Below are 22,883 nucleotides of genomic sequence, written 5' to 3' on the forward strand. Positions count from 1 at the left end.
ATTCACGACCCACTGCGCCGATTGAGACGCGATCTGGGCTGAGAGCGCTTCCGTGCTACGTTCGAGGAAGAGCTGACCACTCGGAGCGGAGCGGCCTGTGCCCGTCCTTTGGGGTGTCTCCTTCGACGCCACGGCCATGTCTGGTGTGGTGGTGGAGTTCATCAAGATCGCGAAGTCCTTCGCGGGCAGGGGGTTCGGGGTCCACCTCGACCTCGGCTACGACATCAAGGCCGACAAGGGCCGTTTCTTCCAGCCCTACCAGCAGGAACGCGTTCCGGACTGGGTCACCCTGGACCGGGTCGACGGCCTGCGCGACATCGCCGGGTACGACCAGGAGTTCGTCGCGGCGACCCTGGAGGACGTCCGGCACGACCGCGTCCCCGACACCGGCCACGTCGTCGAGCGGCTCGCCGACGCGATCGTGCGGACCTGGGAGGACCGCGGCGTCACGCTGGTGATGGTCGAGAACGGCACGCTGCCCGAGAACGTCGCCTACACGAAGGCGTTGTACCGGGCGATCGAGGTCTACGGCACGACCCACGGACTGGGCCGGTACGTCCTGTGGCGCGACCACGACCTGATGTGGCAGAGCGAACCGGACAAGTACGGCAGCTTCCCGTACCCGGCGACACCTCCGATGGTGAACTCGCCGCACATCCACTACTTCGCGCTGCACGAGGAGGCGAAGCGCCGCACGCTGGAGTGGATGCCGCACCTGCGCAACCTCGACGTGCTGCCGAACACCTTCACCCCGCCGAGCCGTCCGGGGCGCGCGGACTTCCGCGAGCACCACGGCATCCCGCCGGACGCGCGGATCGTCGCCAGGTTCACCAGGATCATCCCGCAGAAGCGCGTCGACAGGGACCTGCACCTCGTCGCGATGCTGCCGGACACGTGGCTGTTCGTCGCCGGGGACACCGAGGAAGACCCCGGCGAGACCGCGAAGCTGCGCGCACTGGCCGGACAGCTCGGGGTTCCCGTGGTGTTCGGCGGCGTGCTCGAACCGTGCGAGTCGGCGGGAGACGGGTTCTCCGTGCGCGACCTGCTGGCGCACGCCGACGTCGTGTCGTTCCTGACGTCGTACGACTACGAGAGCTACGGCAACCCGATCGGCGAGGCGATAGCGGCGGGCGTGCCGTACATCGCGAGCCGGTACGCCCTCTACGACACGGTGTACGCGGGCTTCGAAGCGCCTGTCCTGGACATCCTGTCCCACGACCTGCCGACGCGGGAGTTCGCCGCGCGGGTGCTGGAACTCATGACGAACGCGGAGAGGCGGGCGGAAGTGGTGGCGCACAACCAACAGCTCGGGATGCACAACCGCGCTGCCGCGGAGGACCTGGTGAGCGGGCTGTTCCCGCCGCCGATGGGCGAACGCGTGCGGCTCAGCGTCGTGCTGCCGGTGTTCGACGAGGCCGCGAACATCGAGGACGTGCTGCGGTCGTTGCACGACCAGGACGACATCGACCCCGAGACCTACGAGATCGTGCTGGTGGACAACAACTCCACGGACGCCACGGTCGAGCTCGCCCGTGCCTTCGCCGAGACGTCCAAGGTCGCGGTGCACGTGATCAGCGAACGCGAGCAGGGCGTCGCGTGTGCGCGCAGGACGGGCATGGAGTTCGCCGCGCAGCGCAGCCGCAACCGCAAGGACCCCGGCGAACGCTTCTACCTGGTCTCCGCCGACGCGGACTGCAAGGTCGACCGGCGGTGGCTCACCGAGCTGTTCGCCGTGATGGAGAAGGACAAGGCCGCCATCGGCGTGTGCGACTACTACTACAACGACGAGCACTTCGTGGGCAGGCCAAGACTCTGGGACGCGATCCAGCGCACGTTGCGCTGCCGCGCGGTGACGTTCTCGTTGTTCGGCGGTTTCCCGGACGGCAAGGGCTTCGCCGTCGAACGCGAAGCCTACGAGAGCGTCGGCGGCATCGAGATCTTCTACCAGCTGCGCGACGGGAAGTTCGTCAACCACCTGTCCGACGACTGGGACTTCGGCATCAAGGTCCGCGGGGCGGGCTACGACATCGCCTACGCCCCGAAGTCGCGGGTCGAGATCAACCCGCGCCGCGTCAACCACGCCCTCGACGAGGTGATCACCGGCAGGGCCTACGGCAACGACGGCATCATCGTCATGCGCGACATCCGGCCCGACGCGCCACCGCGCACCGCCGACCTCACCGAGGAGGAAGCGTTGCAGGCGTGGGAGTTCTCCATCAAGGACTTCACGCCCAAGAACACCATCCTGCCCGTCCTGCTCACACCGTCCTTCCTGGACGACGACGCGGTGGTGGCGTTCTTCGGCCAGGACCTCGCGGCCAGGCTGGGGGAACGCGCGGCGGAGATCAAGGCCGAGATGAGCATGACCGACTTCCAGCCGATCCACTCCTACAAGACGCCGTCGTACCGGCTGTACCTGGAGTTCCGCGACGAGATCTTCGCGCGGCTGCGGGCGACGGTCGGCGAGGACATCGGCTATCCGCCGCCACTCCCGGAGTGCTTCGCCGACGTGCCGGAGGAGCGGTTCGCGGAGTTCGTGAAGTACTACTGCGAGGACCGCGAGTCCGGAGAGGCCCACAACTACTTCGGCAACGGAGGCGTGTTCTGATGACCGGTGTCCTGACCGAGCGCGAACCGCGGGTGTGGGCCGCGCTGCAGAACCCCGCCAACTCCCACCTGCTCGACTACGTCACCGAGGACCCGTTCGGGGCGCACGTCTTCCCCGGCAACGTCCCCGGCTACGGCGTGGAGGACTTCCTCGACGACCTGAGCGACCAGCTCGTCGGCACCGCACCGATCCACCTGTGGTCCTACATCCCCACGTGCGCCTACAAGTGCCGCTTCTGCCAGTACCCGGTGGTGCTGGTCAAGGGCGGCCAGGCCGAGGAGAAGCTGACCCAGTGGGTCGACTGGAACATCCGCGAGGCGCGGCTGTGGCTGAAGCGGGTCCCCGAGCTGGCCGACGCGCCCGTGGGCGAGTTCAACGTCTTCGGTGGCACGCCGTCGTTGTTGCCGGAGAAGCAGATCCGGCGCCTGCTCGACTTCTACCGGGAGAACTTCGGGTTCACCGAGGACACGACGATCCGGTTCGAGGGCGACCCCAGCACGTTCACCGTGCCGAAGCTCGAACTGCTGCGGGAGCTGGGCTGCACCAAGCTCTCCAGCGGCGTGCAGTCGTTCGACGACCCCGTGCTGCGCGAGTGCGGCCGTGAGCACACGTCGGAGATGTGCGTCGACTTCGTGCGCAACGCCCAGGCCGCCGGGTTCGAGTGGATCAGCATCGACCTCATGTACGGCCTGCTGGACCAGACCGTCGACAGCGTCCGGCGCGACCTGGACGTGGTGCTGGAGAACGAGATCACCGCCGTCGTGTGCACCAAGCTGCACCTCAAGTCCTACGCCGAGACCAGGACCGGCGTGGCGGGGGAGCGGCCGGCGCCGTGGCAGCTGCCCGAGTACCGCGACCGGCTCGTCCGCAACGGCCACTTCTGGCCGGACCTCCTTCAGCAGTACCGGATGCGGGAGATCCTCACCGACGGCCTGCGCGCCGCCGGCTACACCGAGCACCCCACGATGTACTTCGCCCGCGACGGGCTCGGTCCGGAGAAGTGGAAGTCCATCATGGTGGACCAGGACAAGCAGGAGGCCGAGGTCGCGATCGGCCTGGGCGGCAGCTCCAGCTGCCGCGCGTCCGAGGCCATCACCGACGTGAACTGGAAGAACTACGCGAAAGCCGTCGAGGAGGGGCGCGTGCCCTTGGGCTCCGCCACCGGTTTCGACGCGGACGCGCAGGAGGCGCGGGCGGTCAAGATGGCGCTCTCGACCTTGCAACCGGTGCGCGAAGACCTGCACCGCGCCCGTTATGACCGGTCTTTGCACGACAGCCCGTGGCGGGAGAAGTTCGCCTCGCTCGCCGACCGCGGCCTGGTCGTGGCCGACTCCGACGGCATCACGCTGACCAGCGACGGAGAAGTGCTGGTGGAAGCCATCATCAACACCGAGCTGTGACGGCGCGGGTTGAAACCTCGGTGAGCTGATTGTCACCGGGTCGGGTGGTCTTGCCCGCGTCCGGCCCTGCGAAGTCGGCGCGGGCTTTCTACGGTCCTGCCCAGCGGCCGAAAGGTCGTCGCACCACCAGGGCAAGCCGTGCGCTCACCTGTCCAGCGGCTGCCTTGATCCGTATCACGGATCGAAGTCCCCGTCGGACAGGCGCCGCTCGCGGCGAGAGCGTGGCGGGGCGAGAAAAGGACCATGAGTCATCTTCGTGGCAATGCCACCACCCGCGCCCTGCTCATCGTCGTCTCCGCGATCGCCGTGCTCCTGGCTGGCGGCGCACTCGCGTCGGCCGCCCCTTCGGTCGACTGGGACCGCATCGCCCAGTGCGAGAGCGGCGGGAACTGGTCCATCAACACCGGCAACGGCTACTACGGCGGGCTTCAGTTCAGCCCCTCGACGTGGCGCGCCCACGGCGGCACCGGCCGCGCGGACCAGGCATCCCGTGAAGAGCAGATCCGCGTGGCGGAGAACGTGCTGCGCACTCAGGGAATCGGCGCCTGGCCGACCTGCGGCGGTCGTTCCGCCACGGTGAAGACCACCCCGCAGACCCACCAGCAGTACACGCCTCGTGCCGCGGTGGCGGCCGTCCCGGTGGTGCCGGTGGCACCGTCGTCCACGAGCAACCCGGACGGCGACTACGAGATCAAGGCGGGCGACACCCTCACCGGCATCGCCGAGCAGCTGAAGATCGAGGGTGGCTGGCAGGCCCTGGTGGCCAAGAACGCGCAGTTCCTGACCAACCCGGACCTCATCCAGGTGGGCCACAGGATCGCCACGAAGTGACCGGCTGAACGCCCGGCCTTCCAGTCAGTCCTGTTCGGCGGGGATCTCCGCGTTCGCGCGAGGCAGGGTGAACCGGATCGTCGTGCCGCCGGTGACCTCGGTGTCGAGCCAGATCCGGCCACCGTGGTACTCCACGATCTTGCGGCACATCGCGAGCCCGATGCCCGTTCCCGCGTAGCGGTCCTTGCCGTGCAGCCTCTGGAAGATGACGAAGATCCGTTCGGCGTACTGCTCCTCGATGCCGATGCCGTTGTCCCGCACGGAGAACACCCAGTTGTCGTCGTCGCCCGGTTCCGCGTCGACCCTCACGTGCGGCGCCTGCTCACCGCGGAACTTCACCGCGTTGCCAAGGAGGTTCTGGAACACCGCGGTGAGCAGACGGGCTTCCCCGCGCACCTCGGGCAGCTCGCCCACCTCGATGGTGGCGCCGGCGTCCTCCACCGCCTGCGCCAGGTTGCGGCGGGCGTCCTCGACCAGCTCGGCCGCGGGCACCACCACGTGCTTCTCGCGGTGGCGGCCCACCCGGCTGAACGCGAGCAGGTCGTTGATGAGCAGCTGCATGCGCTTCGCGCCGTCCACGGCGAAGTCGATGTACTGCGTGGCCCGTTCGTCGAGCTGGCCGCGGTAGCGCCGTTCCAGCAGCTGGCAGAAGCTCGCGACCTTGCGCAGCGGTTCCTGCAGGTCGTGGGACGCCACGTAGGCGAACTGCTCCAGCTCGGCGTTGGACCGGCGCAGCTCGGCCGTGGCGGCGTCCAGCGCGGCGTTGCGCTTCTGGGCCTGGTCGAGCTCGTCGACGATGCGGGTGCGCATGACGTCGACGTCCCGTCCCAGCTCGCGCAGCTCGGACGGGCCGGTGGCGGTGACGGTGTGGGCGAAGTCGCCACCCGCCACCATCGCCACGTGCTGCCGCAACCGGGTCACCGGACCGACGACGTGCATGAGCACCGCCGCGACGCAGCCGAGCACCGCGAGCAGCACGACCGCCATCGCGATGATGCAGGTGACGGCCATGCTCGTGGCCGAGTCGTTGAGCCCTGCCCTGCCCTGTGCCCGCTCCTCGGCCAGTTCCTCCTGGAGCGCGGACAAGGCGACGCGCACCGCGTCGAACCGCTCCTTGCCCACCGACTCGTCGGGCGGTTGCGCTCCGGCGCGGACGGCGGCGATGGTGGGGTCCGCGTACTCGGTGCGCCAGCCGGCCAGCGCCGCGTCCAGGGAGTCGAGGTCCGCCACGACCGTCGGCGTGTTCAGCGCGGCGACGGTGGCCCGCGCGGAGCTCTGCCGGTCGAGCCCGTTCTGGTAGGGCTTGAGGAAGTCGTCGCTGCCGCTCAGCACGAAGCCGCGGACGCCGTTCTCCTGGTCCACCAGGTCGGCGCCCAGCTGCTGCGCGCTCACCACGGCCGGCCCGACCACGTCGAGCAGCCGCGACCGCGCCTGGGAGAGCTGGCTGATGGCCAGCAGGACCGCGAGCGTGGCGCCCAGCAACACCGCGACCAGCGCCATCGAGATCCACACCGACCACCGCCGCAACGACGGACCCGCCGGCACCGCACCCGAACCCGTGCGCACTGAACCTCCCCTGTCACGACGCAGGACGCCGTCCTCAACACGCGTTGAGGAGCGCAATCCTAGAGCCGCCGCGGGAAGGGGCTGTCAGCCGTGCACGGTGATGACGTAGCCGTCCGGGTCGGCGAAGGCGAACGTCCGCCCGAAGGGTCCGTCGAACGGAGCAGTGACGACCGGGACGCCCTCGGCGGCCAGCTCGTCGTGCAGGCCCTGCGCGTTCTCCGCGTGCAGCCACAACGCGACGCCCACGCCCGGACGCGGCGTGGCGGCGTCCAGGTCGACGCCCGGCAGCGGCTCCCGCACCGCGAACGGGATCGGCGTGGTGGCGAACACCACCGCGCCGGGCGGGCTCGCGGGCACCCGGCGCAGCCCGAGCCGCTTCTCGTAGAACTCCGCCGAGCTGCCGAGGTCGCGCACCTGCAACGCGAGGAAGTCGGGTCCGGTCACGGTCATGACGCCTCCTGAGGTATGTCAATGTGCTGACATCCAGACGGTATGTCATGATGCTGACATGGGTCAAGCCGAGGTGGTCGGGCCGCTCGACGAAGCGGTGGGGTACATGCTCAAACGGGCGGCGACGGCGTTGCGCGCCGAGATGGAGGCGGCGTTGCGCCCGCTGGACCTGACGGTGTCGCAGTACTCCTGCCTGGAGGTGCTGGCGCAGCGGCCGGGGCTGTCCAACGCGGAGCTGGCGAGGGCGGTCTTCGTGACGCGCCAGTCGATGAACCTGGTGCTGCGCGGCTTGCAGGACAGGGGCCTGGTCACCCGCCCCGCGACCGCCGAGCACGGCCGCGCGCTGCCCAGCGAGGTGACCGATGCGGGCCGCGTCCAGCTGCGGGCCGCGAGCGCCGCCGTGCGCGCGGTCGAGAAGCGGATGCTCGCGCCGCTGTCGGAGGCCCGCCAGGCCCGTCTGCTGCGGGACCTGGCGGCGTGCATCGACGCGCTGTCGCCCCCGGCATAGGGCCGGGACGGGCGCGGACCCGTTCGGTCAGCCGACCGCGACGGGGTGCAGCCAGCAGGCGACCGAGCGGCCGTCCCTGCTCTGCCCCAGCAGCGGCACGCGGTCGCCGCAGACGTCCAGGGCGCGCGGGCAGCGCGGGTGGAACGCGCACCCGGCAGGCATGGACCGGAGGTCCGGCGGCGAGCCCGGGATGCCCGTCAGCTCCCGTTTTTCGCCCTTCAGCGCGGGGAACGACCGCAGCAGGCCGTCGCTGTAGGGGTGCAGGGGAGAGCGGTAGAGGTCGGCCGACGCCGCCTCCTCCACGACCTGGCCCGCGTACATGATCGCGATCCGGTCCGAGAACTCGACCAGCAGCGACAGGTCGTGCGTGATGAACACGACCGAGAACCCCAGGCGCTCGCGCAGGTCCACGAGCGTGCGCAGGATCTGCCGCTGCACCACCACGTCCAGCGCGGTGGTCGGCTCGTCCATGACCACCACCCGCGGGTCGAGCGCGAGCGCCATCGCGATCATCACCCGCTGCCGCATCCCGCCGGAGAGCTGGTGCGGGTAGCTGTGCAGCCGGTCGGCCGCGATGCCGACCAGCTCCAGCAGCTCGCGGGCGCGGTCCTGGCGGGCGCGCGGCGACGTCTTCGGCGAGTGCGCCTTGATCACGTCCACCAGCTGGGTCGAGATCCGCTGCACCGGGTTCAGCGAGTTGATCGCGCCCTGGAACACGATGGCGATCTCCGACCACCGCAGCCGCCGCAGCTCCGCGTCGCGGATGCGCAGCAGGTCGACGGTCGTGCCGTCCTGGAGGTGGTAGAGCACCTCGCCGCTCGCCACCACACCCGGCGGGGGCAGCAGCCGGGTCATGCCGTAGGCCAGCGTCGACTTCCCGCTGCCCGACTCCCCGGCGAGACCCAGCACCTCGCCGCGGTGCAGGGTCAGGTCGACGTCGCGCACCGCGCGCACCGAGCCGGGACCGGCGCCGTAGTCGACGTTCAGCCCCCGCACCTCGAGAATGCGTTCCTTCATGACGTCTCCAGCTTCTGCGCGAGCTTCGGGTCCTGGGGGAGCACGGGGGTGAAGCCGACGCGCATCCGCACACCCGGCATCGAGAAGCGGTTGCGCAGCCGAGGGTTGACGTACTCGTCGATGCCGAAGTTCACCAGCGACAACGCCGTGCCGAGCAACGCGATCGCGAGACCGGCCGGCACGAACCACCACCACGCGCCCTGCGCGAGGGCCTGCTGCGACTGGGCCCAGTACAGGACCGTGCCCCAGTTCCAGCCGCCCGCGTCGGACACGCCGATGAACGCCAGCGTGATCTCCGAGACCACCGCGAACAGCACGGTGCCGACGAAGCCGGACGCGATGACGGCCGTCAGGTTCGGCATGATCTCGAACAGGATGATCCGCCAGGCCGACTCGCCGTTCGCCCGTGCCGCCTCCACGTAGTCGCGCCTGCGCAACGACAACGTCTGCGCCCGCAGCACCCGTGCGTTCCACGCCCACGACGTCAGGCCGATCACCAGCGCGATCGTCAGGTTGCTCGTCTCGGGCAGCGAGGACGTGATGATGACGATCAACGGCAGCGCCGGGATCACCAGGAACACGTTCGACAGCGCGGAAAGGCCCTCGCCCGCCGACCCGCTGAGGTAGCCGGCGGTGACGCCGACCAGCACCGACAGCACGGTCGCGACGACGCCGGCGATCGCGCCGACCAGCACGACGCTGCGGGTGCCGGCGAGCACCTGGCTGAAGATGTCCTGGCCCAGGTGAGTGGTGCCGAACCAGTGCTCCGCCGACGGCGGCTGCAACAGCGCGCTGCTGCGTTCAGACGGGTCGAACGGCGCGAGCCACGGGCCGACGACCGCCATCAGCGCGAAGAATCCCAGCGCCACCAGCCCGGTGAGCGCCTTGGGGTTGGTGCGCATCAGCCCTCCCTGCGGGTGCGCGGGTCCAGCGCGAGGTAGGCGACGTCCGCGAGGAGGTTCGCCAGCAGCACGGACAGCGTGATGATGAGGAAGATGCCTTGCAGCAACGGGTAGTCCTTCGCGCCGACCGCCTGGAACAGCTGCAGGCCGAGACCGGGGTAGGAGAACACGATCTCCACCAGCAGGGTGCCGCCGACGATGAACCCGAGCGCCAGCGCGAAGCCGGACACGTTGGGCAGCAACGCGTTGCGGGCGGCGTAGGCGAGCATCACGCGCCGTTCGGGCAGGCCCTTGGCGTGCGCGACGGTGACGTAGTCGTCCGACGACACGGTCACCATCATGTTGCGCATGCTGAGGATCCAGCCGCTCACCGACGACACCAGGATCGTGAACGCGGGCAGCAGCGCGTGCTGCACCGTGCTGCCGATGAACTGCCAGTCCCAGTTCGGCACCAGGCCGATCGCGTAGGCGCCGGAGGCGGGGAAGAAGCTGCCGGGACCGGTGAGCAGCGCGATCGCCACCAGGCCGAGCCAGAAGTACGGGATCGACGAGACGAACGTCGTGACGGGGATCAGCGAGTCCGCCCACGTGCCCCGCCGCCAGCCCACCACGGCACCCGCCGCGGTGCCGAGCAGGAACCCGATGACCGTGGTGATGCCGACCAGGCCGACCGTCCACGGCAGACCGTCGCCGATCACCTCCGCCACGGGCGTCGGGAAGAACGTGAACGACAGCCCGAGGTCGCCGCGCAGCAGCTGGCCGAGGTAGGAGAAGTACTGGCTCGCCAGGCTCTCGTCCTTGTCCAGCCCGAACAGGACGTACAGCGACCGCACGGACTCGCTCGTCATCTGCCCGCGCTGCTTGGTGATCAGCGCCTGCACCGGGTCGCCGGGGATCATCCTCGGCACGAAGAAGTTGATCGTCACCGCCGCCCACGCGGTGAGCAGGTAGAAGCCGAACCGCTTGAGGAGGTAGCTCACGACGCGTCCTCCCGGTACAGCCAGCACGCCGCGAAGTGCCCGTCGCCGAGCTCGAAGCGCGGCGGCAGCTCGGTGCGGCAGACGTCCATCGCGAACGGGCAGCGCGGGTGGAACCGGCACCCGGCGGGCGGGTCGATCAGGCTCGGCGGCTCACCCGCGCCGCCGTCCTTCTCCTCCACCGCCGGGCGGTCGGGGTCCGGCGCCGACTCGATCAGCAGCTGCGTGTACGGGTGCGCCGGGCGTTGCGTGACGGTCTCGCTGTCGCCGCCCTCGACGACCTGGCCCGCGTACATCACCACCGTCTCGTCGGCGAAGTACCGCGCGGACGCGATGTCGTGCGTGATGTAGAGGATCGACAGGTGCAGCCGTTCCTTCAAGTCCCGCAACAGGTTCAGCACACCGAGCCGGATCGAGACGTCGAGCATGGACACCGGCTCGTCGGCGAGCAGCACCTCGGGGCTCGCGGCCAGCGCCCGTGCGATCGCCACGCGCTGCCGCTGCCCGCCGGACAGCTCGTGCGGGTACCGGTCGAGGTAGCGGTCCGCGGGCGTCAGGTGCACGCGGGACAGCAGGTCCGCCAGCGACTTCTCCAGGTCGTCGCCGCGGTTGCCGTGGATGGAAAGAGCCCTGGTGAGGTGGTAGCGGATGGTGTGCACCGGGTTGAGCGACGCGAACGGGTCCTGGAAGATCATTTGGACCCGGCGGCAGTACGCCCGGAACCGCCTGCCCCTGCCCCAGCCGCGCTGCACGGCGACGGGCTCGCCGTGCAGCCGGATCTCGCCGGACGTCAGCGGGTACAGCTGGGCGAGCAGCCGCGCGACCGTCGACTTGCCCGAGCCCGACTCGCCCACCAGCGCCGTGACGCTGCCCCTGCGCAGCCGCAGCGAGACGTTCTCGACCGCCCGCACGGCCTTCTTCTCGCGCGACAGCGCCGCCCGCACGGGGAAGTGCTTGGTGAGGCCGTCGGCCTCCAGCACGATCTCGGTGGAGACCGTGCCGGAGACCGCGGGCGCTACCTCGGCCGTCACGAGGCGGGCCGCAGCTTCAGGACGATGTCGAGCGCGTTCTCCAGCGTCGGCTGCACCGGCGCGTACTGGTCCTGCTCGCTCGGCCAGCCGACCCAGTTCTTGGTGCTGTACTGGCCACCGCCGTTGGCCGCCGAGGTGATGATGACCGGCATGTCCTGCACGAAGATCCGCTGCAGCTCCTGCAACGCGGCGGTGCGCACGGACTCGTCGGCGGCGTTCGCGAACTCGTCGAGCGCCTTGGTGGCGGCCGGGTTCTCGTACCGGCCGTAGTTGCCGTTCACACCGGCCTCGCCGATCGGCTTGTACAGCGCGCCGTCCATGATGGACTGGTAGATGTCGTAGAGCGTCAGCCCGTTGTTGGTCCAGTGCATGGCGGCGCCGAAGTCACCGGTGTCGAGCGCCTTGGTCCACGAGTCGGCGTTCTGCAGGTTCACCGTCGCCGCGATGCCGATCTTGGCGAAGTTGTCCTTGATGATCTCCAGGTCGGTGACGTAGTCCGACCAGCCGGTGGGCACCGTCAGCTCGATCGTGACGGGCTGGCCGTCCTTGCCCTTGAGCTTGTCGCCGTCGAAGCTGTACCCGGCCTCGGTCAGCGCCTTCTTCGCGCCCTCGACGTCGACGGTGACCTTCTTGTCCTTGAACTCCGGTGCGATGAACGCGTCACCGGCGGGCGTCGGGATGCCGGTGATGTTGTCGACCTTCGGGTAGAAGTAGCCGGCCTCGCCCTGCATGAAGATGTCGTCGCGGTTCACCACCATGTTCGCCGCGCGGCGCAGCGCCGGGTCGTCCCACGGCTTGGTCTTGGTGTTGAACCACAGGCCGTGCACGCCGAGCACCGGCGGGAACCACAGCTTGTGGTTCTGCGGGTCCTTGCTCGTGTAGGCGGCCTGGTAGTTCGGGATGAAGGTGAAGCTCCACTCGGCCGCGCCGGTCGCGAGCGCGTTCGTCTGCGCGTTGTTGTCGCTGTAGGAGGTGTAGCGCAGCTCCTTGACCTTCGGGAGCTCCTGCCAGTACTGGTCCCTGACCGACAGCGTCACGGCTTGCGGCGTGAACGACTTCAGCGTGTACGGGCCGCTGCCGACCGGGTTCTTGAGCGTCTCGGTGCTGGGGTTCGAGAACGTCGACCACTGGTGCTTGGGCACGACGAACTGTTCGAGGATCTTCTTCTGGTTGACGTACTGCGACTTCGGGAAGCCGACGGTGACCTCGTTGCCGGAGAAGGAGATGTCCTGGTACGGCACGCCCTCGATGTTCAGGCCGGGGTTGTTCTTCAGCAGCTCGAAGGTGTACGCGACGTCCTCAGCCGTTAATGGTTTGCCGTCGGACCACGTGACACCGTCCCGGATGGTCAGGGAGAGCTTGTGGAAGTTCTCCGACCAGGTGAACTTGGTGGCGAGCCACGGCTTCGGCTCGTCGGTCACCTTGACCTCGTTGACCATGGCGAGCGGTTCGAAGAGCAGCCGTCGGTAGCCCAGCGACGAGGACGCCGACGAGTTGAGGAACGGGTTGTTGTTCTCCGTTTGCGGCCCGTTCGGCATGCCCACGTTCAGCACGCCGGCGGAGTTGCCGGCACTGCCGGGGTTCGTGGCCGAACAGGCACCGGTGAACGCCAGGGCGGTCGCGGTGACGGCAGCGCAAACACGCCTCAGTCTCATGGGAACTCCTTGTTCTCCAACGAAAGCAGGAAGAAGCAAGTGAGCGCTGTGAGGTGGTGACCGCGCGTGCCATCGCGGGTGGGGCCGGGGGTGGCCCTCTGGTCGCCGTAGAGTAGACGCCCGTTCTCGTGGTCAAGTCAATAACGAAGAGGTCACGACCCGAGGCTTATTTTTAGGCGCGAACTAACCTCGGCGCTCATGGTGCGTGCTCGTGCGACTGTGCGGGACCTCCGCCGGCAGAACCGATCCGTCCTCCTCACCGCCCTCTTCCTCGACGGCCCGCTGAGCCGTCTGCAGCTCAGCGCGAGCACCGGGCTCAGCGCCGCGACCGCCAGCACGATCACCGGCGAGCTGCTGGACGAGGGTCTGCTGACGGAGGCGGGCTCGGTCGAGTCCGACGGCGGCAGGCCCCGCGTGCTGCTGCGCGTCAACCCGGTGTTCGGGCACGTCGTCGGGGTCGACGTCGGGGAGACGGGGATCAAGGTCGAGCTGTTCGACCTCGCCATGACCCGTCTGTCCACTGTGGATCTGCCGGTGGCCGCGGTGCGCCCGGGGCCGGTCAGCGAGCTGGTCGCGGCCGGGGTCGCGCAGGTGCTGTCCGCGAGCGGTGTGCCCGCGTCGTCGGTGCTCGGCGTCGGCGTGGGGGTGCCGGGCACGGTCGAGCGGGGGACCTCCGCCGTCGTGCACGCGCAGACCATCGGCTGGGACGCCGTCCCGCTGGAGCGGATGATCCGGGAGGCGGGCGTCGAGCCGCCGCTGTTCGTCGAGAACGGCGCGAAGACCCAGGGGCAGGCCGAGATGTGGTTCGGCGCCGGTCGGGGGGCGCGGCACGCGGTGATCGTGCTGGTCGGCTCGGGTGTCGGCGTCGCGGTGGTGACCGGCGGCGTGATGCACCGGGGCGCGACGAGCAACGCGGGGGAGTGGGGTCACACCACGATCGTCTACGGCGGCCGGCGCTGCCGGTGCGGCGTGCGCGGATGCCTGGAGGCGTACGCCGGTGCCGAGGCCATGCTCGGCCGTTACCGGGAGGCGGCGCGCGACGGGAGCTCCGCGCCCGACCAGGTGTCCGCGCTGGAGGAGCTGCTCACGTCGCGGTCGGCCGCGGCCCGCCGGGTGGTCGAGGAGTCGGTGGGCTACCTGGGCGCCGGGATCGCCAACCTGGTGAACCTGTTCAACCCCGAGCGCGTCGTCCTCGGCGGCTGGGCGGGGCTCGCGCTCGGCGCGCGGCAGCTCGACCGCATCGTCGCCGCGACGGCCGAGCACGCGTTGCGCCATCCGTACGCACAGGTCCGCATCGAGCTGGGCAGGACGGGACCGGACGCGGTGGCGGTCGGAGCGGCGACGTTGCCGGTCGCGGCCCTGCTGGAGACGGGTGCGGACCCCCGTTCCGCGCGGCGGGCCGGGTGAGAAGGGCCCTTCCGCCGCATTGACACCGATGTCGTTGACCCCCGACTCTTTGGAGAGCGCTCTCCAAGGAGGTTCTCGGTGCACGACGCCCACGAGCTGGCCCGCCTGGTCGGCAAGCTCGACCTGAACGCCAAGGTGCGACTGCTGGCGGGGGGATCGGTCTGGCGCAGCCACGCCGAACCGGCCGTCGGGCTGCGCGCCCTGACGTTCTCCGACGGCCCGGCGGGCGTGCGCGGTCCCGGCTGGGACGAGCGCCGCACGTCGCTGGCGCTGCCGTCGCCGTCGGCCCTCGGCGCGACCTGGGACGAGGACCTCGTCGGCAGGCTCGGCGGCCTGCTCGCCGCCGAGTCGCGCCGCAAGGGCGTGGACGTGCTGCTCGCCCCCGTGCTGAACCTGCACCGGACCCCCTACGGCGGCCGCCACTTCGAGTGCTTCTCCGAAGACCCGCTGCTCACCGCCCGTCTCGGCGTCGCGTACGTGCGCGGGGTGCAGGCCGGTGGTGTCGCGGCGACCCCGAAGCACTTCGTCGCCAACGAGACCGAGACCGACCGCCTCACCCACGACGTGCGGGTGGACGAGCGGACCCTGCGCGAGCTGTACCTGGCCCCGTTCGAGGCGGCAGTGGAGGCGGGCGCGTGGGCCGTGATGTCGGCCTACAACGGCGTGAACGGCCACCCGATGTCGGAGAACCCGTTGCTCACCACGCCGTTGAAGGACGAGTGGGGCTTCGACGGCCTCGTCGTGTCGGACTGGGGCGCGGTGCGGACCACCGCCGAGTCGGCGCTGTCCGGCCAGGACCTCGCGATGCCGGGGCCGTGGGGTCCGTGGGGCGAGCGGCTGGTGGCGGCGGTCGAGGCGGGGGAGGTGCCGGAGAGCCTGGTCGACGACAAGGTGCTCCGGCTGCTCCGGCTGGCCGCGCGGGTGGGGGCGCTGGAGGGGACGGGCTCCGAGAGCGCTCCCACCGCCGCGGGCGCGGAGGAGCCGGTCGCCGCGGGTGCGTCTGCCGTCGCCAGTGCGGGGGAGGCGTCCGCCGCCGACCTCGCGCTGCTTCGCGAAGCGGTCGCCGCGAGCACGGTTCTGTTGCGCAACAACGGGGTCCTGCCGCTTCCGTCCACCACGCGCATCGCCCTCATCGGTCCCGGCGCCATCGCTCCCCGCGTCCAGGGCGGTGGCAGCAGCGGGCTCTACCCGGCCGCGGAGAACTCCCTCCACGACGTCCTGTCCGTGCGGGCGGAGGTCGTCACCGAGCCCGGCCCGGTGATCGACGAGCGGCCCACCCCGGTCGCCGCTCCCGTGCTGGTCCGCGTGCTCGGCGCGGACGACGCGGTGCTGTTCCGCGAGCACCGCCTGACCGGCCGCATTCTGGAGACCGCGGAGGTGCCGGGGGCGGCGACGCTGGAGATCAGCGCGGCGCTGAGCGTCACCGAGACCGGCCGGTGGCGGTTCGCGGTCGCCGGGTACGGCAGGCTGACGCTGGACGTCGGCGGGGAGCGGGTCCTCGACGTCGTGCAGCCCGTCGACACCGACGACCCCGCCGTGAAGCACCTCCGCCCGCCGCACCACGAGGTCGAGGTCGCGCTCACCGAAGGCGACGAGGTCGAGCTGGTGGCCCGGCGCGAGCTGGCCGAGGACAGCGGCATGGCCTCGATGCTGGCCGCGGACCCACCGCGCAGGCCGGCGGGAGAGGCGTTCGCCGCCGCCGTCGCCGCCGCGGAACGCAGCGACGTCGCGATCGTGGTCGTCAGCACCACGGACGCGATCGAGAGCGAAGGCAGGGACCGGTTCACGCTGGCGTTGCCGGGGAAGCAGGACGCGCTGGTCGGCGCGGTGTGCGCGGCGAACCCGAACACCGTCGTCGTGGTCAACTCCGGCGGCCCGGTGCTGATGCCGTGGCGCGAGGAGGCCGCGGCCGTGCTGCTCACCTGGTTCCCCGGCCAGGAGGGCGGCACCGGGCTCGCGGACGTGCTGTTCGGCGACCGCGAACCCGGCGGGCGGCTGCCCACGACGTGGCCGCGCGAGGAGACCGACGTGCCGGTGCCGGACTTCCTTCCGGTGCACAGGGAGCTGCCGTACCGCGAAGGGCTCGACATCGGGTACCGGGCGTGGGCCGTGAACGACGCCGCGCCCGCGTACTGGTTCGGCCACGGACTCGGCTACACCACCTGGGACTACGAGGAAGCACGCGTCGAGCGCGACGTGGTCCGCGTCCGGGTGCGCAACACCGGGCGGCGTCCGGGGCGGGAGGTCGTGCAGGTCTACCTCAGCCGGCCGGACAGCGCCGTCACCAGGCCGGCGCGCTGGCTGGCGGGCTTCGCGGCCGTCACCGCCGGGCCGGGTGAGGCGGTGGAGGCGCTCGTGCGGGTGCCGCAACGGGCCATCGGCCACTGGGACGGCGGGTGGGCGGTCGAGCCGGGCGCGTTCACGGTCCTGGTCGGACCACACGCCGGTCACACGCCCTTGACGCTGACCGCGGCCCTCCGCCCGTGGTGAGACGGATCATGATCAGGTCCACGCCCACGCTGGAGGACGTCGCCAGGCTCGCCGGGGTCTCCAGGGCGACCGTCTCCCGCGTCGTGAACGGCACCCGCAACGTCGACCCGCGCATCCAGGAGACGGTGCGCGACGCGATCGCGCGGACCGGGTACATCCCCAACCACGCGGCCCGCTCGCTCGTCACCCGGCGGACCGGGACGGTGGCGCTGGTCATCTCCGGTGCCGGTGGCGGGTCCGACGTGTTCGTGGACCCGTTCTTCGGCCGGATCACGGCCGGTGTCGTCGACTTCCTGCGCACCCGCGGCGTGCACCCGGTGCTGATGCTCGCCGACACCGACCGGGCCAGGGTGGAGGTCGTGGAGTTCCTGCGCCAGGGGAGCGCGGACGGCGCGCTCCTGGTCACCACGCACGCCGCCGAGACCTTGCCCGCGCGGCTGCTCAAAGCCCGCGTGCCGACGGTGCTCTTCGCGCGACCGGGCGACCCGATGCCGGTGAGCTACGTCGACCTCGACCACCAGGGCGGGGGAAGGCTCGCGGCGGCGCGGTTCGTGGAGATCGGGCGCACCCGCGTCGCCACCATCTCGGGGCCGTTGGACGTCCACGCCAGTCAAGACAGGCTCACCGGGTTCCGCGAAGCCATGGCGCGCAACGGTTTTCCGTACGTCCCCGCGGTCGAGGGCGGCTTCACCGCGGCGAGCGGCTCGGCGGCGATGCTCCGCCTGCTCGACGAGCACCCCGACGTGGACGGTGTCTTCGCGGCGAACGACCTGATGGCTCAGGGAGCCGTGGAAGTGTTGCTGGCACAGGGGAAACGGGTTCCCGGCGACGTCGCCGTCGTCGGTTTCGACGACAGCGCGCCCGCGCTGGCCTGCCGTCCCGCGCTCACGACCATCCGGCAGCCGGTGGAGCTGATGGCGGCGAAGATGGCCGAGGTGCTGGTCACGGCACTCGACGATCCCGAGGAACCGCCGCGGTCGGTCATCTTCGAACCGGAGCTGGTCGTCAGGGCCTCGGCATGATTGACCTGGGTGACACCACGCGTTAATCTACGGGAGAGCGCTCTCCCGGCGTCCGGTGCCACGGACGCCACCGTTCGGGCTCACTCGGCCCCAAAGGTGTAGGCAGGATCATGAGCTCTCCCCTGTCCAGGTCGGCTGCCCTGGCGGCCGCTGCTCTGTGTCTCGTGACCACCGCAAGCATCACCACCACCTCCGCGGGCGCCGCGGACTGCGGCGCCACCAACGTCGCGCTCGGCAAACCGGCCACGGCCTCGTCGACCGAGAACGGCGGCACCCCTGCTTCCGCCGCCGTGGACGGCGACGCGGGCACCAGGTGGTCGTCGCAGTTCTCCGACCCCCAGTGGGTCCAGGTCGACCTCGGCTCCACCCAGGAGGTCTGCCGCGTCTTTCTGAGCTGGGAGTCCGCGCACGGCAAGGCGTTCCAGGTCCAGGTGTCCGACAGCGCCACCGACGGCTCGTGGAGCGACGTCTACTCGACCACGACGAGCGCGGGCGGCACGCAGTCGCTCGACGTCTCCGGCACCGGCCGCTACGTGCGCGTGCTGGGCACCCAGCGCGCCACCGGCTGGGGCTACTCGTTGTGGGAGCTGGGAGTCTTCACCACGACGACCAGCACGCCGGGCGTCACCCCGACCGACCCGCGCAACCCCGACTTCGGCCCCAACGTGTTCGTCTACGGCCCCGAGTCGTCCCAGGCGGACATGCAGGCTCGCTTCGACGCCATCTCCGCGCAGATGAAGACGAACCAGTTCGGTCCGCAGCGCTATGCCGTGCTGTTCAAGCCCGGTACCTACAACGCCGACGTCAACCTGCGCTTCTACACCCAGGTCGCGGGTCTCGGCCTGATGCCGGACGACGTGAACGTCAACGGCCACATCCGGGTCGAGGCCGACTGGCTGCAGCAGGGCGACGACCCGAACAACCTCGGCAACGCGACCCAGAACTTCTGGCGCGGCGCGGAGAACCTGTCGGTGACGCTGCCCGCGAACCAGGTCGAGCGCTGGGCGGTCTCGCAGGCCACCGCGTACCGCAGGATGCACCTGCGCGGCCAGGCGCACCTGTGGAACGGCTACGACGGCTGGGCCAGCGGCGGCCTGATCGTGGACAGCAAGATCGACGGCACCGTCATCTCCGGTTCGCAGCAGCAGTTCCTCACCCGCAACAGCAACCTGGTGGACGGCTGGGCGGGATCGGTGTGGAACATGGTGTTCGCCGGCACGCAGGGCGCGCCAGCTGACCACTTCCCGGACCCGTCGCACACGACCGTCGACACCTCGCCGGTCACCCGCGAGAAGCCGTACCTCTACCTGGACGGCTCCGGTGAGTACCGGGTCTTCCTGCCCGCGCTGCGCCGCGACTCCCGCGGCACCAGCTGGGAGAACGGCAACCCCGGTTCGTCGGTCTCCCTCGCGGACTTCTACGTCGTCAAGCCCGGCACCCCGGCGGCCACCATCAACGCCGCCCTGGCGCAGGGCAAGCACCTCCTGCTCACGCCGGGCATCCACCAGCTCGACGACACGATCCGGGTGACCCGCCCGAACACCGTCGTGCTCGGGCTCGGCCTCGCGACCCTCACGCCGACCACCGGCAAGGCCGCGCTCACGACGTCCGATGTGGACGGTGTGCGGCTGGCGGGGTTCCTCGTCGACGCCGGGGTCCAGAACTCCCCGGTGCTGCTGGAGATCGGTGACGGCGGCGCGAACGACCACTCGGCGAACCCGACCTCGCTGCACGACGTGTACCTGCGCGTCGGCGGCTCCCAGGCGGGCAAGGCGACGGTCAGCATGCGGGTCAACAGCAGCGACACCATCATCGACCACACCTGGGTGTGGCGGGCCGACCACGGCGAGGGCGTGAGCTGGACGGCGAACCCCGGCCGCAACGGCGTGGTCGTCAACGGCGACGACGTGGTGGCGTACGGCCTGTTCGTCGAGCACTACCAACAGCACAACCTGGTGTGGAACGGCAACGGCGGCAAAGTCTTCCTGTACCAGAACGAGCTGCCGTACGACCCGCCGAACCAGGCCGCGTGGATGAACGGCTCACAGCGCGGCTGGGCGGGCTACAAGGTCGCGGACCAGGTCACCACGCACGAGGCGTTCGGCGTCGGCGTGTACGCCTTCAACCAGGCGGACCCGAGCATCGTGACGGACAACGGCTTCGAGGCGCCGAACCGGCCGGGAGTGCGGTTCACGCACCTGGTCACCGTGTCGCTCGGCGGCGTGGGCACGATCGCCAACGTCATCAACGGCACCGGCGGTGTCGCGGACCAGGCCAACCAGGTCCGTTACCTGGTGAACTATCCGTGAGCCTGATCGGCGTGCTCTCCCGGGACACCCTTCCCGGCGAGAGCACGCCCGCTCTGGCGGGCATCGGGCACGCGGCGCACCGGGCGGGCAGCGGCCTGCTCCTGTGCGCCGACCTCGACTTCGTCCAGAGCAGGGACGTGCCGTTGAGCGGCTGCGTCCTGCTGGACCGCACGGCCGACGAGCACGACCTCACCACGCTGATCGAGCACGCGATCCCGTTCGTGTCGATCGGCAGGCGTGAGGTCGTGGGAACGAGCGTCCCGTGCGTGGACGTCGACTACGCCGCGGGCGTGCGCGACCTCGTCGCGCGCACCGCGGCTCTCGGCCACCGCCAGATCGTCTACATCGGAATGCCGAGCGGGGCGGCGTCGGTGGAACGCCTGCACGCCTTCCGTGCCGCTGTGGCGGAGTTCGGCGTGCACGGCCGGCACGCTCCCGCCGTCTGGCTCGACCAGGTGCTGCGCCTCGGCGTGACGGCCGTCATAGCGGAACACCCCGACGACGCGGCCGGGCTCATCGCCGCGGCACGGCGCCGGAACCTGTCGGTGCCGGGCGACCTCTCGGTGATGACGCTCGACACATCGGAGCACGACCCGCAGGGGATCACGGGGGTGCGGGTGCCGAGGTGGGAGACCGGCCGGAGGGCGGTGCACCTGCTCGCCCGTTTGCCGCAACGCGCACCGCAGGTGCTGGTGGAGTGCGAGTTCGTCGGGGGGACGACGCTGGCGGCACCCCGTCCGCCGGCGCGCTAGTGCTGTGTATGTCCCAGGGTGTTCAGCCTGTCGAGACGGACGTTTGACATCCATTTGTCTTGCTTCATAGCATCGCCACCAGGGCTGGGAGAGCGCTCTCAGGCAGCTCGGAACACCCCTCGTCCTCCGCAGGAGACGTCATGTCCCGCCTTCACTAGACCTGCACCGCGGCTCCCGCGCCCCTGGCACCCGCACAGGTGTGCCGGGTGCGGTCGCAGCCGCGTGTGCACCGCTTTCCCCGAACGAGTTCGGCGCCTGCCGGCGCCGATCCGCGCACGGCTGGGAGAACGCTTTCCCGGTCGGGCGCACCCCCGTTGAGAACAACCAAGGTGGTGCTACTTCTCGCATGCGCAAATTCATTCGGATGATCACGGCGGGCGCGGCGGCGGCCGCTCTGCTGCTCGGCACGGCGCAGACCTCGCTCGCGGCCGACCCCGTGGTCGTGGACGCCGGCGGTGCGGGTGACATCGGCGTCGGCGGCCTGGTGGACACCAAGCCGGCCGACAAGCGCTCGAACGTGGTCTTCAGCCGCACGGTGAAGAACAGGATCGACCCCGAGATCTGGTACACCTCCCGGTACCTGGAGTCGTCCTACGAGCTCACCGGCCTGACCGCGGGTGCCTCGTACGAGCTGCGCCTGTACTTCCTCGACTGGTACTTCTCCCGCCCCGGCCAGCGGGTCTTCGACGTCGACGTCAACGGCACCCGCGTGCTGAGCGACTTCGACATCATCGGCACCGCGGTCGCCGCCGGCGCGGACGGCCCGCAGACGGCCTTCGGCGTGGAGAAGGACATCCCGGTCACCGCCGACGCCGACGGCAAGGTGCGCGTCGACTTCCTGCGCGGCGCGGTCGACCAGCCGCAGATCAACGCCCTGGTGATCGTGCCTGCCGCGTAGCCATCCCCGCGCGCAGGCTGGAGGCGGGGCGCCAGGTCCACGAGACCGGCGCCCCGCACTCGTTCCCGCTGACGGAAGAACACCCCCGGGACACGTCCCGGGGGTGTTCTTCCGTCCGGCGACTACCTGGGGAGCCGGTAGTCCGGTCCGAGCGCGGCGCCCCGGTGGGGCTTGTACTGGTCGTAGCCGCGCGGGTCGCACTGCAGGCCGCCGTTGATGCAGTGGCCGACGAGCGCGGCCTGGGTGGGCGCGTCCCAGGCGTTCATGAAGTCGTAGTGCCAGGTGAAGCCGCGGCCGCTGGACAGCCGGACGCGGGACATGTCACCGGACACCGGGAACGCCATCTTGAACTCGATCATGGGCACCGCGACCGGGTGCGACGGCGGGCACACCAGCGTCGCCCGGTCCGGGTAGGCCATGTGGGACTTGTGGTCGGCGGAGTCGAGGTCGCGGCCGTTCCAGCAGGACGGTGCCTGGTAGCGGACGTTGAGCTGGCTGCCGGGCGCGCAGTGGGCCGGGATGTCCCAGTTGTGGAAGCTGTCACCGCACTCCCAGCCCTCGACGGCGCCGGGGGAGGTGCGGAACTCGTCCTGCGTCGCCGTGGGGCTGCCGACGACGAACCGGATGCCCGGCGGGAACGGCACGACGTCCTGGTACCTCAGGATTCCCGACTTGTAGTAGATGACCTGGTCGCCGATCGGCCGCACGACCTCGTCGCCGTTCAGCACGGACGGGAACCAGTAGGCGGACTTGTCGTCGGGGGTCTTGCAGTTGGTGCTGCCCGCCTTGAGCGAGTCGTTGGTGCTGCTCGCGTTCGTGGAGTCGTTGCCGAGGAACGTGTGCAGGTGCGACGCGCCCGGAAGGCCGGGGAAGACGATCGGGTCGTCCGGGCGGTCCGCGGTGAAGGAGCAGTTCGCTTGGAACTCGTGGTGGCTGACGTAGTCGTCGGCCTGGGCCGAGTGGGTCGCCACCGCGAACGCGGCGGCGACGAGGCCGGCCGCGACGGCCAGCGAGGTGAGTTTCCTGGACAACTGTGTCCTCCTGCCGACGTGGGGTCACC

18 protein-coding genes are annotated in these 22,883 nt (G+C 70.4%); 10 read left to right on the forward strand and 8 right to left on the reverse strand.

What is annotated here, in order from left to right; translation table 11 throughout:
* Positions 1-97 precede the first annotated feature (97 nt).
* The 3 genes from BLT23_RS20650 to BLT23_RS20660 all read left to right on the forward strand — a co-directional run bounded on the left by BLT23_RS20650 (position 98) and on the right by BLT23_RS20660 (position 4,839).
* Positions 98-2,608 carry a glycosyltransferase gene (locus BLT23_RS20650; RefSeq protein ID WP_245744069.1) on the forward strand — a complete coding sequence of 837 codons (2,511 nt, stop codon included), beginning with the start codon at positions 98-100 and terminating at the stop codon, positions 2,606-2,608.
* Positions 2,608-4,008 (forward strand): radical SAM protein, encoded by a 1,401-nt coding sequence (locus BLT23_RS20655; RefSeq protein ID WP_090051439.1) that lies wholly within the window; start codon positions 2,608-2,610, stop codon positions 4,006-4,008. Before BLT23_RS20650 ends, BLT23_RS20655 begins: the two co-directional genes overlap by 1 nt.
* 243 nt (positions 4,009-4,251) lie before the next feature.
* Positions 4,252-4,839 (forward strand): LysM peptidoglycan-binding domain-containing protein, encoded by a 588-nt coding sequence (locus tag BLT23_RS20660; protein WP_090051440.1) that lies wholly within the window; start codon positions 4,252-4,254, stop codon positions 4,837-4,839.
* A 24-nt stretch (positions 4,840-4,863) separates the two neighbouring features.
* On the opposite strand, the gene BLT23_RS20665 is transcribed toward BLT23_RS20660, so the two are convergent.
* Together BLT23_RS20665 and BLT23_RS20670 are read right to left on the reverse strand one after the other, a co-directional pair.
* On the reverse strand, positions 4,864-6,405 hold the full coding sequence (locus BLT23_RS20665; protein WP_342713682.1) for a sensor histidine kinase: 1,542 nt from the start codon (positions 6,403-6,405) through the stop codon (positions 4,864-4,866).
* Positions 6,406-6,489: 84 nt separating this feature from the next.
* Positions 6,490-6,855 (reverse strand): VOC family protein, encoded by a 366-nt coding sequence (locus tag BLT23_RS20670; RefSeq protein WP_090051441.1) that lies wholly within the window; start codon positions 6,853-6,855, stop codon positions 6,490-6,492.
* A 58-nt stretch (positions 6,856-6,913) separates the two neighbouring features.
* Here BLT23_RS20670 and BLT23_RS20675 point away from each other — a divergent pair, with 58 nt between their 5' ends.
* Entirely contained in the window at positions 6,914-7,363 is a 450-nt protein-coding gene (locus tag BLT23_RS20675; protein WP_090051442.1) for a MarR family winged helix-turn-helix transcriptional regulator, read from the forward strand.
* 27 nt (positions 7,364-7,390) lie between these two features.
* Here BLT23_RS20675 and BLT23_RS20680 read toward each other — a convergent pair whose 3' ends face one another.
* From BLT23_RS20680 to BLT23_RS20700, 5 genes are read right to left on the reverse strand one after another with little or no spacing between them, the layout of a single operon-like run.
* Entirely contained in the window at positions 7,391-8,380 is a 990-nt protein-coding gene (locus tag BLT23_RS20680; RefSeq protein ID WP_090051443.1) for an ABC transporter ATP-binding protein, read from the reverse strand.
* Complete coding sequence (locus tag BLT23_RS20685; protein WP_090051444.1) at positions 8,377-9,282, reverse strand: ABC transporter permease; 906 nt, start codon at positions 9,280-9,282, stop codon at positions 8,377-8,379. The genes BLT23_RS20680 and BLT23_RS20685 overlap by 4 nt, the downstream gene beginning before the upstream one ends.
* Entirely contained in the window at positions 9,282-10,262 is a 981-nt protein-coding gene (locus BLT23_RS20690) for an ABC transporter permease (protein WP_090051445.1), read from the reverse strand. Before BLT23_RS20690 ends, BLT23_RS20685 begins: the two co-directional genes overlap by 1 nt.
* Complete coding sequence (locus BLT23_RS42270) at positions 10,259-11,290, reverse strand: ABC transporter ATP-binding protein (RefSeq protein WP_090051446.1); 1,032 nt, start codon at positions 11,288-11,290, stop codon at positions 10,259-10,261. The genes BLT23_RS20690 and BLT23_RS42270 overlap by 4 nt, the downstream gene beginning before the upstream one ends.
* Positions 11,287-12,945: an ABC transporter substrate-binding protein gene (locus BLT23_RS20700; RefSeq protein WP_090051447.1), complete on the reverse strand. Its 1,659-nt coding sequence runs from the start codon at positions 12,943-12,945 to the stop codon at positions 11,287-11,289. The genes BLT23_RS42270 and BLT23_RS20700 overlap by 4 nt, the downstream gene beginning before the upstream one ends.
* A gap of 198 nt (positions 12,946-13,143) precedes the next feature.
* Between BLT23_RS20700 and BLT23_RS20705 the strand changes: the two genes are divergently transcribed.
* The 6 genes from BLT23_RS20705 to BLT23_RS20730 all read left to right on the forward strand — a co-directional run bounded on the left by BLT23_RS20705 (position 13,144) and on the right by BLT23_RS20730 (position 21,823).
* A complete protein-coding gene (locus BLT23_RS20705) occupies positions 13,144-14,352 on the forward strand; it encodes an ROK family protein (RefSeq protein WP_090051448.1) in 1,209 nt (402 codons plus the stop codon).
* A 78-nt stretch (positions 14,353-14,430) separates the two neighbouring features.
* Entirely contained in the window at positions 14,431-16,842 is a 2,412-nt protein-coding gene (locus tag BLT23_RS20710; protein WP_090051449.1) for a glycoside hydrolase family 3 C-terminal domain-containing protein, read from the forward strand.
* An 8-nt stretch (positions 16,843-16,850) separates the two neighbouring features.
* Entirely contained in the window at positions 16,851-17,864 is a 1,014-nt protein-coding gene (locus BLT23_RS20715) for a LacI family DNA-binding transcriptional regulator (RefSeq protein WP_090051644.1), read from the forward strand.
* Positions 17,865-18,028: 164 nt separating this feature from the next.
* Entirely contained in the window at positions 18,029-20,173 is a 2,145-nt protein-coding gene (locus BLT23_RS20720) for a discoidin domain-containing protein (protein ID WP_245744070.1), read from the forward strand.
* Positions 20,170-20,925 (forward strand): substrate-binding domain-containing protein, encoded by a 756-nt coding sequence (locus BLT23_RS20725; protein WP_090051451.1) that lies wholly within the window; start codon positions 20,170-20,172, stop codon positions 20,923-20,925. Before BLT23_RS20720 ends, BLT23_RS20725 begins: the two co-directional genes overlap by 4 nt.
* A gap of 346 nt (positions 20,926-21,271) precedes the next feature.
* Positions 21,272-21,823: a malectin domain-containing carbohydrate-binding protein gene (locus BLT23_RS20730; RefSeq protein WP_090051452.1), complete on the forward strand. Its 552-nt coding sequence runs from the start codon at positions 21,272-21,274 to the stop codon at positions 21,821-21,823.
* Positions 21,824-21,945: 122 nt separating this feature from the next.
* On the opposite strand, the gene BLT23_RS20735 is transcribed toward BLT23_RS20730, so the two are convergent.
* Positions 21,946-22,854 (reverse strand): DUF1996 domain-containing protein, encoded by a 909-nt coding sequence (locus tag BLT23_RS20735; protein WP_090051453.1) that lies wholly within the window; start codon positions 22,852-22,854, stop codon positions 21,946-21,948.
* Between the last annotated feature and the right edge of the window lie 29 nt (positions 22,855-22,883).

Source organism: Lentzea fradiae (assembly GCF_900100955.1).
GTDB classification, from domain to species: Bacteria; Actinomycetota; Actinomycetes; order Mycobacteriales; family Pseudonocardiaceae; genus Lentzea; species Lentzea fradiae.